Here is a 12,887-nt window from a genome sequence, read left to right on the forward strand (position 1 = left end):
TGAGCCGGCTTTTCAGACACCCGGCTCGGACGAATTCCAGTCCATTGGCAGCACACCTGTTTCGGTGTACGGCGTGTGCAGCTCTGCTGCCAGCCACTCGACGGTTTCATCCCTGAATTCATCATAGTTCTGCTGATTGAAGCGTGCCGAGTAAACACGGCTGACCATGCCCCCATCAAGCTTCTGCGCGGCGGCCACGCTGTCGAGGCCCGCTTGTTCGACCGCGTGATGAACCTGGAAAGAAACGGAAACCATGCTCAAAAAACCACCTTCCTCGACAATACCGGCTGCCGCCCTTACGCGTGTCGGTTCTGCACCGTTCTGCGGACTCGGGTAAAGAAGTTGCCGCTCCCATGCCGAGGACGTCGCCACATGATCAAGTGCCGCCAAAATCGGCCTAGCCTCTCGGTCGGGCATTGCCGATTCAACCAAGGCAACCAACGCCTTTTGTCCTGATACCATCCCCAGCTCCAGGCGCGGAAACTCATCGCGCTCCTGTTGGGCAAGAACGGTCCATCCACACGCAGACAATATGTCCGAGTAGCACTCGAACCACTTTGAATCCGGCACCCTGCCAGGAACATCTTCGTCGGCGGCAAGGCTGGCAAAAGCGATCGTATCCAGAACATCCTTCGTGCAGGCAGGCGATAACGCCTTCGACAGGACCAAAACCGCGTTCGCATAAATATAGATCGAATAGCTCATCTGATCGCTCCGTAAACGGCTGGCGGTGTTCACCGCCAGCCATACCCTTACTGATTTTTCTTTTTACGTCGTTCAAAGCGTTTGCTCAACGCAGCCTTGAAATGCTCACCAAGGTATTCTTCAAGGTCGTTTTTGATCCCCGCGTACCGAACAGGGTTAAACGTAATATAGGAACTTCCCCGAAATATGGTTCGACTGGTAGTTTTCCAGTCAAAGAAAAGCGGAGACGTCTCTTCTTCACCACCGACACTATCGATCGAAGACAACGAAGTTAAAATAATCCCGTTTGCCAGTTGATCACACGGCATGATTGCCAGCTTGACACCTTTGCTTTGCGTCACTTCGTGATGAAACAGATTGATCGCCTCTGCCTCCGTCTTCAACGAATCCAGTGTCGTATCGACAATGGCAGAAAGCGCTGACGCGCCGGGTATCGCCGCTTTGGCTGCGCCAATACCCGCCTTGACGATATCGACAACAATGTTATCCATTGTTAGTTGCTGGGCATTTTTCTGATAAGAGGTGTACCCAGAGTCAGCAACAAAACAACCCAACTCATCCATGCACTGCAAAAAAGAAAGATACCAGGCCTCGGGCTTACCATCAGGCACTTCAAAGTTGGCTTCCAGCTTAGAAAACTTGATGATATTTTCGATAATCGCCATATTTTCCAGGCTAATATTTTCACCGTAACCGACCAGCGTGTTGGCAATCACAATAGCGTCCAGATCCTTAGTGGGACTGGCAGTCTCTGCAGCAGTAGGGGCCGGACCCGCAGCATTGGTCGGGCCGGATGCACTCGCCGGAGCAAACGCTCTGACACGGGCAGTTCCCATTGCGGGTCCCAGTGCATGTCGCTTGACCCTACGGCCATTGATCAGATTCGCAGACTCTTCAACCGTAAACTTGCTTTCCATAGCGCTTGCAACTCCTATCAATATATTTTTAGATTAAGGCATTAACGCAAGGCCAAACTAACCCACAACAAACAAGCAAGGCAATTCAAAGCCAATTCAACATATTTAACTGCACGCCGAACAATTATCAACTTACAACAACACAAACCCAACACAATAAAACCTTGCCAGGATAATCCTCGGAGACAAAATCGACACAAACCAAAAGTGAGAAACGCATGAACAACGACATCCCCTTCGGCGTACTGGAAAATCACAACCTGATATCCATCATTAGCCGCCTGTCATTAGAAGACTATGATTATTTGACGGACTGTACTCGTATCGTGACGATGCTGTCGGAAAGACGTGTCAGTCGCTTTGGTGATTCAACGGAATGGATTCAAGAGTATTTCTCCAACTTGCAATACTTTGGCTGGAGAGCCCTGAACATGGAGCGGTATACCGAAACGGTCAAATTCATCATGTCGGGGAGCGTTGCCGAACACTTGGTGCAAAACATTGAACTGCACCAAGGCATCCGGCAAGGGAACGCAATGATTGATACCCTCGATGCGCTTGGCGCAAACAAGACCGCGTTACTCTCATTTGATAATGAGAGTAACAGGGGCCGACGTTTTCAAGTCGCACCCACCCACTACGACGCAAAAGGCAACCTCCACTTGACGGTCTTCCAGCTTGAACTGATCAGCCGAGTGGAGAAAAACAACTTTCTGTTTTGGGCGTGGGAAGATAAATCGACAATCCTGATTCAGCGCCGGGCCGATTTCGTACTCGAACGAAGCCTCCTCGATGAACAAAGGCTTCGCCTGTTTGAAGTACTGCGCCAGAAACTGGTCGCACAGCGATTCGCCCTCTGCATAAAGCGGCCATAAGCCGCTTTCATCGCCATTGCAAATCGGCTTGCAGGCGCCTTCATCGCTTCCGGCGCCTGTATTGGCCTGTCGCCGAATGATCAGGCCTCGGGTTTTTGCCCGTACCAGCGTGGTGTATATACCCACTGGCGACCTTCGGCATGTGAAAAAACACAGGTGGTAGACGAGCCGATCAACACCATCGTGCGCATGTCCACCTGATCCGGGGTCAATGCACCCAAGGTAGTTGTGCGCAACGTCTGACCCGGCCGGCCGATGTCGCGGCCCAGTACAACGGGCGTTTCCGGTGTGCGATGCCGCGCAACGATTTCCAGTGCCTGGCCTAACTGCCACGGCCGTGCGCGGGAGATAGGGTTGTAGAAGGCCAACGCAAAATCGGCCTGTGCAGCCAGGTCCAGACGTTTCTCGATGATCGACCACGGCTTGAGGTTGTCCGACAGCGACAGCACGCAGAAGTCATGACCCAAAGGGGCACCCGCCTGTGCAGCCGTTGCCAGCGAGGCAGAGACGCCCGGCAGGATTTCAAGATCGACACGGTGCCACTCCGGGTCATTCGACTCGTGCAACGCTTCGAGTACCGCTGCGGCCATGGCGAAAACGCCCGGATCGCCCGACGATACCACGATCACTGAACGCCCTTCGGCCGCCAGTCTGAAGGCGTGTCGGGCACGCTGCATTTCTTCACGGTTGTCGGTGCAGTGCAGCACCTGGTCATCGCGGAAAGGACCTGCCATACGCACGTACGTTTCATAGCCGAGCACATCCGTCGCACGGGCCAGTTCGGCTTTGACGACAGGGACCATCAATTCAGCCGCGCCAGGCCCAAGACCGATGACCGCCAGACGGCCCCGCGAACGACCGATGTGCGCGACGTCCAGTGGGTGCTCGGCGATTGCAATGGCGAGGTTATCCGAGGCCACGACTTTTGCTCCCGGCACTGCAACCTGAGCCAGTGCCCCCACATCGCCTTGCCCCGAGACAAACCGTAACGGCACGCCCAGTTCCAATGCTGCTTCGCGCACATTCGCCGCGGCCATCTCTGAAGATTCCGCCACGAGGCAGGCCAACGATTGCATGGCCACATTCGCCTGCTTCAGCGCGGTACGAACAGCACCAGGCAGATCCGCAATCCCGGCACTCACCGCCACCGCCACACTGCGTGGGTAAATCAGCAACTCATAGGCACTTGCCTCACGCTCAGTGCTGCCGACGTGAATCAGGTGCTGCGCCGTTGGGTCCTGCGGCAACTGAGCCTGATTCAGCCATGGCGCTGCGCCTTCAATGCGTACACTGTGTCCCGCCAGCAGATCGGAGACAAAGCGCTTACCCAGTTCCAGATCCGCCAATGCATAACCGCTGGGTGGATTGAGCAGGCAGGTACCAAAGCGCAATTCGCCGCTGGTGGTAATGGCGGCTGCGACCTGCAGCCCGGCAGCGATTTCCCGCGCCATGACATTCACTCCACCCAAGCCGCCAAGCAGTGGCACCACGGCGCTGCCATCTTCGGCAATGACCAGCACCGCAGGTTCGGCCCCCTTTTCCAGCAGCAGTGGAGCGAGCGTGCGAATGACGATTCCGGCAGCGCACAGGGCAATGATCGGTACATCCCGTTGATACAACTCACGCAGGAATGTCCCGAACTCCTGATACACAACGTCCGCACCTTCGACCCGGCCGGCAAGACCATGAATCTGCGCGGCCGGATACACCTGCTGAATGTGACGAGCAGTGGCCAGGCTGCCTTGACCAAGAATGACGATGGCTGGCGTGGAGTGAGTCATCAGCCTTGCCACCTTTCACCGGGAACGATGATCAACGAGAAATAAGGCGAGGACATCGGCTCGACCTGATCCAGCGGCACGATCTTCTGGTTGGCCATGGTCGCGCGCTCGACGTACAGCGCGCGCTCCGCCAGACCCAGTTCTTCAAGCACCTGGCGTACCTTGGGGAAATTGCGTCCCAGCTTCATGATCACCGCCGCGTCGGCATCGGCCAGACGGCGTTTGAGCTCATCATGCGGCAACACGCCGGACAACACCGACAGGCTCTGGTTGCGATACACCAGCGGCGCACCGAGCACCGAAGCGCCACCCAGCATCGAGCACACACCCGGCACGACTTCGGCTTTATAACGGCTGGCGAGGCGATCATGCAGGTACATGTACGAGCCGTAGAAGAACGGATCGCCTTCGCAGATCACCGCCACATCACGCCCCGCATCCAGATGCAGCGCCAGCTCATTGGCCGCTTCATCGTAGAAGTCGCTGATCACCTGTTCGTAGGACAGCGGCGCCGGCAGTGCTTCGGTGGTCACCGGGTACACCAGCGGCAACAGGTTCTGTGCGTCCTGCAGGTGCGCCTCTATGATGCCGAAGGCATTGCCCTTCTTGCCCTTGGCGACGAAATACGCCACCACCGGCGACTCACGCAGCAGGCGCAAGGCTTTGACTGTAATCAGTTCCGGATCACCAGGGCCAACGCCGAGGCCGATCAAACGTCCAGGTTGCTGCATCATTCGATCTCCGTGGCGAGGGCATTGACGGCGGCGGCAGCCATGGCGCTTCCGCCCAGCCGTCCCTGCATGATCACAAAGGGCACGCCACGGCTGTCCGCCGCCAGGGCGGCCTTGGATTCGGCGGCACCGACGAAGCCCACCGGGAAGCCAAGGATCAGCGCTGGTTTCGGCGCGCCGGCGTCGAGCATTTCCAACAGGTAGAACAGCGCCGTCGGCGCGTTGCCGATGACCACCACGCTACCCTCCAGGTGCGGGCGCCACAGTTCCAGTGCAGCCGCAGAACGGGTGTTGCCCAGCTCGCGGGCCAGCTCGGGAACGCTGTCGTCACGCAGGGTGCAGATCACCTGATTGTTCGCCGGCAAACGGGCGCGAGTTACACCTTCGCTGACCATCCGCGCATCACACAAAATCGGCGCACCGGCCGCCAGCGCATCGCGCCCGGCCTTGCCCGCGCCTTCGGAGAACTGCAAGCCGTCGATGGCTTCGACCATGCCGCAGGCGTGGATCACGCGGACCGCGAGTTTCTCCAGATCGGCCGGTATCCGCTCGAGGTTGGCCTCGGCGCGAATGATCGCGAAGGAGTTGCGATAGATCTCCTGACCGTCGCGGATGTATTCAAGCATCAAGGGGGCTCCGTGAGCGGCCGTCGAGCAAGGCTGCGGCCGCTTCAATAGTAAGGTTGCGTGTGTGCAACGCGCCGAATCCCGGCTGCGTTGCATCGCGAAAATAGAGGTCGTAGTGACCGGGGGCGACCGCCAGCAATGTTGCCGGCGCGATGTGCGCGGCGGCGCAAGAGCGCGGGCAGCCGCTCAGGTGCACGCTCGGTGACTGCCCATGAACCTGCATCAACGCCGCCAGTTGCAAGGCATCCGCCTTGGTGTCGGCCAGGCCTTTGCCACAACCGTTGGAACCGGTACAGGCGATCAGCCGGGTCAACGGCTGCTCGACGTCACAGAGCAAACCGAGGTGTTGCAGGCCCTGGCCAACGTGCGCCGCCTGTTCACGGCGCACGTTGGCCAGCAGCAGGCTTTGCCACGGTGTGAAACGCAGGTTCGCATCACCGAACTGCTGCGCCAGTTGCGCCGCCCCACGTAACATCTCAGGGTTGAGTCGTCCCAATGGCGGCACCGCGCCCACGTAGACCAGACCCGCGTCGACCTGAGGATGGACGCCAATGTGCAGCTCACCCGGCTGGGCAGGCCGCAGCCAATGGTCCACCGGGTGGATCGACACCCGCTCGGCCAGTCGTGCGAGAAAGTCGTCGAGCGCACACTCGGCCAGCAAATGGCGCATACGGGTCTGCTCCGGGCGCGCCAGCTCGAGAAACAACTCGAGCACAGCGACCACCAAGGCGTGTCCGTCATCCACAGTCACCGAGCCGACAGGCCGGTCTACCAGGCACCCCGCCAGACCGAACGCCAGGCGCAGCTCGCCATCTCGTAGAAACGCCGACAGCCACAAGTCATGGGGATGCTCGAGCATCGACAGGGCTTCGCCGCCATCGAGTTGCACGGCGAACTTGGCGCTGAGGTCATGGAAAGGCGTATGGCTCTGCAACGTTGCCAGGATCTGCTCGGCCAATGGCCGCGTGTCAAACACCACCGCCGGGTCGATCCCGGCACTCGGGCTGAGCATCAGGTTGCGAACATCATCGCCCGCCGCCGTGCGCGGCCCCAGCTCAGCCGCCAGCAGGCTGTCGATCAGGGCAGTCTGTTCGGCGCCGATCCCGCGGATCTGCAGGTTGCCACGGTTGGTGGCTTCAATCGCCCCGCTGGCAAATCGCTCAGCCGCATCGGCCACTGCATGGGCCTGGCGACTGCTGATGACACCACCGTTCAGTTTGATCCGGCAGATACCGCCATCCATTGCCGGGACGATACGCAGCAACCCCGGGCAAGCCGAGGGACGTAAGGCAGAGGACAGCGGAGGTTGGTTCAAGGCGGACCCGTTCAGGTAGCGAGGCGATTCGCGGGAAAACTGCGCGGCATTATGCCTGCTTTGTCTGGCCACATGAAAAGACTCCGGACGGGAAGAGAAGGCAGTCAGCCCGTGGAACCCGCGCTATCATGCCGTCCAACTACGAAAAAACGCGTGATTGAGGAACGGCATGACCCCCTGGTTGACAGTGGTAGGCATCGGCGAAGACGGTTTCAAGGGCCTGGGCAAGAACGCCCGGCATGCCCTGCTGCGCGCCTCGAAGATCTTCGGCGGCCAGCGGCATCTGGATCTGCTGCCGACGTGTATCGCTGGCGAACGTCAGCCATGGCCCAGCCCGTTTTCCCTTGATGCGCTGTTGGCACTGCGTGGCGAGCCCGTCTGTGTACTGGCCAGCGGGGATCCAATGTTCTACGGCGTCGGCGCCAGCCTCGCCCGTCAGCTTCCCGCCGCTGAACTGCTGACGCTGCCCGCACCTTCGTCCTGCTCGCTGGCGGCCGCCAGAATGGGCTGGCCGCTGCAGGATGTCGTCACGCTTTCAGTCGTGGCGCGCCCCATCGCGGCACTCAACGCGCACCTGTGCAGCGGCGCGCGCCTGTTGGTGTTGAGCAACGATGGCGGCAGCCCTGGCGCTATCGCCAAGCTGCTGCGTGAGCGCGGTTTCGGGCCAAGTCGTCTCACCGTATTGGAGCACTTGGGAGGCCCGGCCGAGCGGCGCATCGACGCCGTTGCCAGCGACTGGAACGATCTGCCGATTGCCGATCTGAACCTGATCGCCATTGATTGCCTGGCCGAACCGAACACGCCGCGCCTGTCACGGCTGGCCGGCTTGCCGGATGCGGCGTTCGAGCACGACGGCCAACTGACCAAGCGCGATGTCCGCGCCATCACCCTGGCACGCCTCTCGCCAGTACCCGGCGAGCTGTTGTGGGACGTTGGCGCCGGCAGCGGCTCGATCGGCATCGAATGGATGCGCACCCACCCCAGCTGCCGCGCGCTGGCTATTGAGGCCGATGAAGGCCGGCAGACATTGATCGAACGCAACCGCGATACGCTCGGCGTCCCCGGTCTGCAACTGATCCGCGGCAGCGCGCCACAAGCGCTGGCCGGTCTTGAGCGCCCGGATGCGATTTTCATCGGTGGCGGCGTGACCCGCGACGGCGTGTTCGACACCTGCTGGGCCGCGCTCAAACCCGGCGGCCGTCTGATCGCCAACGCGGTCACCCTGCAAAGCGAGATGGCCCTGATGACCTGGCGCGAACGTCACGGCGGTGAACTGACCCGCGTCCATATCGCGCAGGCGCAACCGCTGGGTAGCTTCGACACCTGGCGCCAGGCGTTGCCGATCACCTTGCTTGAACTGACGAAGCGTCTCGATGCGTAATCCAACAGGCAAACACACGGGAGCCCTGCGATGAAGCGCATCCTGCTGCTCGGCGGCGTCAGCGAAGCGCTGGCCATCGCCCGCACGTTAGGCCCGCAGCATGTCTACAGCCTGGCCGGTATCGGTCGGGTACCGACTGACCTGCACTGCCAGGTGCGTGTCGGTGGCTATGGCGGAGCCGAGGGTCTGGCGCAGTTCATTCGCAATGAAGGCATCAACCTGCTGATCGATGCCACCCACCCTTACGCTGCCCGCATCAGCCAGAACGCGGCAACTGCTGCCGACATGAGTGGCACTCCCTGCTGGGCGCTGCGACGCCCGTCCTGGCAAGCTCAGGCCGATGATGACTGGCGCGAAGTCGAGGACTGGAACGCATTGGTCGAGGCCTTGAAGCCTTTCCGTCGCCCACTGTTCACCCTTGGTCGCGAACCCTTGCAGCACCTGGACGAGATTCCTGCGCAGCAGTTCTGGACCTTGCGCGCCCTTGATGTGTATCCGGGCAACGAGCGCTGCGAAGTGATCGGCGCTCGCGGCCCCTTTTTGATCGACGAAGAACGCGCCCTGTTCGCACGCCGTGACATCGACGTACTGATCAGCAAGAACAGCGGCAGCACGGCAACCGAGCCAAAACTGGAAGTCGCACGCGAACGTGGAGTGCCGGTGCTGATCCTGAAACGACCGGCATTGCCCAAGGTGAATCGGGAGTTCGCCTCAGTGGCAGACCTGCTTGGCGCGCTGTCAGATTTTGCCAAACACTAGTCCATCGAGATTCTGAACAAAGCTAAAGCGGTACTGGCACTTTGTATTTCACGACTATCATGAAGCCTAGGAAAACACTGTTGCTGCGACACCACACCGCACGCGGTCTTTTTACTTATCGGCCCTGATCAGGCTAAATAGCCGCGCCTGATTGCCCACTCAACCGGATTTGTCCCATGTCCCGACAACGGCTCGCATTTGCCTGGATAGCCTGCTTCGCAGTGCTGTTCAACATGCTCGCCATGCCGATGACAGGCGCCATGGCGCAGACGGCAAAAGCGCCGGCCGAACAGTTGTTGTGGGGCAGTTTCTGCAGCGCCAGCGGCACCAAGATGGTCGCGATCAACCTCGGCGATCTCGGGCAGAAAGCACCGCAAGGTGACGATCATTCCAACATGCAGCATTGCTGGTGCTGTTCCGGTTCCGCGCCCTTGGTCGCACTGCCCGGGCATGTGCCGCAGTTGTATTACGCCCGCTTTGAAGCCAATCGAAGCCTGCCACCGCCCTCCCTCCACGCACCGTCACCGCGCCAGCAATGGCCGAGCCTCAACCCCCGCGCTTCTCCTCTGGTGTGATTCCGTCTCGCAATTGACCTGCGTATCGAATCGTTCTGGAGAACTGCCATGTTGAACAAATTCATCGTTCTGGCCGCTTTGCTGCTGCCTGCTTGCTTTGCCAATGCCCACGAATACAAAGTCGGCGATCTTGAAATCGAGCATCCATGGTCACAGGAACTGCCGCCTAACGCACCGACCGTTGCGGCCTACTTCGTGATCAACAACGAAGGCAAAACCGCTGACCGCCTGCTCAGCGTCGACTCGCCAATCGCCGGCGAAGCGCAATTGCATGAGCATGTGATGCAAGGCGACGTGATGAAAATGCAGCACGTACCAAACGTGGATGTACCGGCAGGCGGCGAAGTGACGTTCGCGCCGATGGCCTATCACGTGATGCTGTTGAACCTCAAAGACCGCAGCCTGCTGGCCGACGGCAAGCGCTTTCCCATGACCTTGCATTTCGAAAAAGCCGGCGAGGTGAAGGTCGAAGTGGCGGTGCAGAAAAAGGCACCGGACGCCACGCAAGAACACCAGCACGCACAGTAATCGCCTGCGCGGAATTCGCCCATGCGCCCGCTTAGCGCCAGGTCATCCCGAGCCCGCCGTCAACCCTTGAGCCTGACACGCGGCAGCTGGATCAGCCTGTTCGCCATGCTGATGATTTTCATCGGTCCACTGATCTCTCAGTCGATGCCGATGAACACTGGCGCGTCCATGAACATGCCGATGGGCATGAGCATGGACATGTCGGCAATGGCACATGCCGAGCACGGCTCGCCAACCACTGCCGAACACTGCCCACCCGCCTCCGAACACCATGTGCTGTGGGAAAAGTGTGGCTATTGCAGCCTCCTGTTCAATTGCCCGGCGTTGACCGGAGGCGGCACGTTCGCCACCTTCAACATCCCCCTGGTCAACACGTTCACCGCGCCGTCCCCCCGGCTGGGTCACGCCCGGCAAACCTTCTTCCCCGGCGCCCGCAGCCGCGCCCCGCCCGTCATCGTCGCGTAAACACTTACCGCTGATTTCACACGGTCCACAAGGCAACCCCTGCGCCCACAGAAGCAGCGCAGGCTGCCGGCCGTGTTGTTTACGACTGTTCGATGGAAATTGTCATGTCCAGGTTTTCTGCTGCCCCACGCTTGAGCGCTGCTCAAGCCTCTTTTGCCCTGAACGAATCGAGTATTCGCTTCAGGCACGCCACCGCCATTCTGTGCGGTGCCTTGCTCGCGCCTTCTGCGTTGGCCGACGAACATGCCGGTCACAGCGAAGAATTGAGCCCGACGGTGATCACCGCCGTTGCACCGAGTTCACCGCTGACCATCGTCACCAACCCCAAGGACCCGCGCCAACCGGTGCCGGCCAGCGACGGTGGTGATTACCTGAAGACCATTCCAGGCTTCGCCCTGGTGCGCAACGGCGGCACCAATGGCGACCCGGTGCTGCGCGGCATGTTCGGTTCGCGGCTGAACATCCTCACCAACGGCAGTCAGTTGCTTGGCGCCTGCCCCGGGCGCATGGATGCGCCGACCTCGTATATCTCGCCGGAAACCTACGACAAACTCACCGTGATCAAAGGTCCGCAAACCGTGCTGTGGGGACCGGGTGCTTCCGCCGGAACCATCCTCTTCGACCGCGAACCGGAACACTTCGGCGAGCTCGGTACCCGGGTCAACGCCAGTGTGCTGGCCGGTTCCAACGGCCGCTTCGACAAACTGGTGGACGCCACGGCTGGGGGCTCGCTGGGTTATGTGCGGGTGATCGGCAACACTGCACATTCCGACGACTACAAGGACGGCAACAACGACACCGTGCCGTCGCGCTATGAAAAATGGAACGGTGATGTGGCGGTTGGCTGGACACCAAACGCCGACACCTTGCTGGAGCTCACCGCCGGCCGTGGCGACGGCGAAGCCCGATATGCCGGGCGCGGCATGGACGGTGCACAGTTCCTGCGCGAGAGCCTCGGCTTGCGTTTCGAACAGTCCAACATAGGCGAGGTGCTCGACACGATCGAGGCGCAGGTCTACTACAACTACGCCGACCACGTAATGGATAACTACACGCTGCGCACGCCGTCCGGCACCGGGATGATGGCCGGGCCCATGGCGTCCAACGTCGACCGCCGCACCCTCGGCGCCCGGATCAAGGCGACCTGGCGCTGGGCCGACGTGCAACTGATCGGCGGCCTGGACGCCCAGACCAACGAGCATCGCCAGCGCAGTGCAATGGGCATCGATACCTACAAGGACCTGCCCTACAGCAAGGATGCCGACTTCCATAACTATGGCGTATTCAGTGAGCTGACTTGGTACGCCGCCGACCGTGACCGCTTGATCAGCGGCGCACGCCTGGACCGCGCCTCGGCCAAGGATTACCGGCAAACCACCGGTTCCGGAATGATGACCCGGCCCAATCCGACTGCCGACGAGACCCGCGCCGACACCCTGCCGAGCGGCTTCATCCGCTACGAACACGACTTGGCTGACAGCCCGACCACCCTCTACGCGGGGCTGGGTCACAGCCAGCGCTTCCCGGATTACTGGGAGCTGTTTTCACCGAACGCAGGTCCCGCCGGCTCGGTGAACGCCTTCGATGCGATCAAGCCGGAAAAAACCACCCAGCTCGATGTCGGCCTGCAATACAAGACCGAGGCGCTGGACGCCTGGGCCTCGGCCTATGTCGGCCAGGTGCGCGATTACATCCTGTTCAGCTACACCCCGGGAATGATGGGCATGACTTCCCAAGCCGAGAACATCGACGCGCGAATCATGGGCGGTGAACTGGGGGCAGCCTACAAGCTTACAAACAACTGGAAAGCCGATGCGACCCTGGCCTACGCCTGGGGCAAGAACAGCAGCGACGGCACGGCATTGCCGCAGATGCCGCCACTGGATGCGCGTTTCGGCCTGACCTATAGCGAAGACAACTGGAGCGCCGGCGCACTGTGGAGGGTGGTTGCTGCGCAAAACCGTATTGACCAGAACAAGGGCAACGTGGTCGGCAAGGACTTTGACAAAACGCCAGGATTCGGCGTGTTCTCCCTCAACGGTGCCTATCGGATCAACCAGAACTGGAAGGTCAGCAGCGGCGTCGACAACCTGTTCGGCAAGGCGTACGCCGAACACCTGAACCTGGCCGGCAACGCCGGGTTCGGCTACCCCGCCAACGACCCGCAGGCCATCAAGGAACCGGGGCGAACGCTCTGGACCAAGGTGGACATGAGTTTCTAACCCTCGA

13 protein-coding genes are annotated in these 12,887 nt (G+C 60.4%); 7 read left to right on the forward strand and 6 right to left on the reverse strand.

Annotated elements, in window-relative coordinates:
• Positions 1 to 12: 12 nt before the first annotated feature.
• Both EIY72_RS14580 and EIY72_RS14585 read right to left on the reverse strand, forming a co-directional pair.
• Positions 13 to 705, reverse strand: coding sequence for a hypothetical protein (locus EIY72_RS14580; protein WP_093227000.1), 693 nt, complete (start codon positions 703 to 705; stop codon positions 13 to 15).
• A 47-nt stretch (positions 706 to 752) separates the two neighbouring features.
• The gene (locus EIY72_RS14585; RefSeq protein ID WP_093227003.1) at positions 753 to 1,622 is read right to left on the reverse strand and encodes a hypothetical protein; all 870 of its coding nucleotides are present in this window, start codon (positions 1,620 to 1,622) and stop codon (positions 753 to 755) included.
• A gap of 218 nt (positions 1,623 to 1,840) precedes the next feature.
• On the opposite strand from EIY72_RS14585, the gene EIY72_RS14590 reads away from it, so the two are divergent.
• Positions 1,841 to 2,497 (forward strand): hypothetical protein, encoded by a 657-nt coding sequence (locus EIY72_RS14590; protein WP_093227006.1) that lies wholly within the window; start codon positions 1,841 to 1,843, stop codon positions 2,495 to 2,497.
• Positions 2,498 to 2,577: 80 nt separating this feature from the next.
• Here the strand turns inward: EIY72_RS14590 and cobJ are convergent, their stop codons facing one another.
• From cobJ to cobG, 4 genes are read right to left on the reverse strand one after another with little or no spacing between them, the layout of a single operon-like run.
• Positions 2,578 to 4,278, reverse strand: coding sequence for a precorrin-3B C(17)-methyltransferase (cobJ, locus tag EIY72_RS14595; protein WP_093227010.1), 1,701 nt, complete (start codon positions 4,276 to 4,278; stop codon positions 2,578 to 2,580).
• A complete protein-coding gene (locus EIY72_RS14600; protein WP_162276465.1) occupies positions 4,278 to 5,009 on the reverse strand; it encodes a precorrin-2 C(20)-methyltransferase in 732 nt (243 codons plus the stop codon). The genes cobJ and EIY72_RS14600 overlap by 1 nt, the downstream gene beginning before the upstream one ends.
• Positions 5,009 to 5,635 carry a precorrin-8X methylmutase gene (locus EIY72_RS14605; protein ID WP_093227015.1) on the reverse strand — a complete coding sequence of 209 codons (627 nt, stop codon included), beginning with the start codon at positions 5,633 to 5,635 and terminating at the stop codon, positions 5,009 to 5,011. Before EIY72_RS14605 ends, EIY72_RS14600 begins: the two co-directional genes overlap by 1 nt.
• Complete coding sequence (gene cobG, locus EIY72_RS14610) at positions 5,628 to 6,935, reverse strand: precorrin-3B synthase (protein ID WP_093230736.1); 1,308 nt, start codon at positions 6,933 to 6,935, stop codon at positions 5,628 to 5,630. Before cobG ends, EIY72_RS14605 begins: the two co-directional genes overlap by 8 nt.
• Positions 6,936 to 7,119: 184 nt before the next feature.
• Here cobG and cbiE point away from each other — a divergent pair, with 184 nt between their 5' ends.
• From cbiE to EIY72_RS14640, 6 genes are all read left to right on the forward strand, one after another.
• Positions 7,120 to 8,331 (forward strand): precorrin-6y C5,15-methyltransferase (decarboxylating) subunit CbiE, encoded by a 1,212-nt coding sequence (gene cbiE / locus EIY72_RS14615; RefSeq protein ID WP_093227017.1) that lies wholly within the window; start codon positions 7,120 to 7,122, stop codon positions 8,329 to 8,331.
• 30 nt (positions 8,332 to 8,361) lie between these two features.
• On the forward strand, positions 8,362 to 9,090 hold the full coding sequence (locus EIY72_RS14620; protein ID WP_093227019.1) for a cobalt-precorrin-6A reductase: 729 nt from the start codon (positions 8,362 to 8,364) through the stop codon (positions 9,088 to 9,090).
• A 176-nt stretch (positions 9,091 to 9,266) separates the two neighbouring features.
• A complete protein-coding gene (locus tag EIY72_RS14625; protein ID WP_093227021.1) occupies positions 9,267 to 9,665 on the forward strand; it encodes a DUF2946 domain-containing protein in 399 nt (132 codons plus the stop codon).
• Positions 9,666 to 9,713: 48 nt separating this feature from the next.
• A complete protein-coding gene (locus EIY72_RS14630; RefSeq protein WP_093227023.1) occupies positions 9,714 to 10,193 on the forward strand; it encodes a copper chaperone PCu(A)C in 480 nt (159 codons plus the stop codon).
• Between the two features lie 21 nt (positions 10,194 to 10,214).
• Positions 10,215 to 10,658 carry a DUF2946 domain-containing protein gene (locus EIY72_RS14635; protein WP_093227025.1) on the forward strand — a complete coding sequence of 148 codons (444 nt, stop codon included), beginning with the start codon at positions 10,215 to 10,217 and terminating at the stop codon, positions 10,656 to 10,658.
• Positions 10,659 to 10,762: 104 nt separating this feature from the next.
• Positions 10,763 to 12,880 carry a TonB-dependent copper receptor gene (locus tag EIY72_RS14640; protein ID WP_093227027.1) on the forward strand — a complete coding sequence of 706 codons (2,118 nt, stop codon included), beginning with the start codon at positions 10,763 to 10,765 and terminating at the stop codon, positions 12,878 to 12,880.
• The last annotated feature ends 7 nt before the right edge of the window (positions 12,881 to 12,887 follow it).

The sequence above is a fragment of the Pseudomonas vancouverensis genome (genome assembly GCF_004348895.1).
Lineage (GTDB): Bacteria > Pseudomonadota > Gammaproteobacteria > Pseudomonadales > Pseudomonadaceae > Aquipseudomonas > Aquipseudomonas vancouverensis.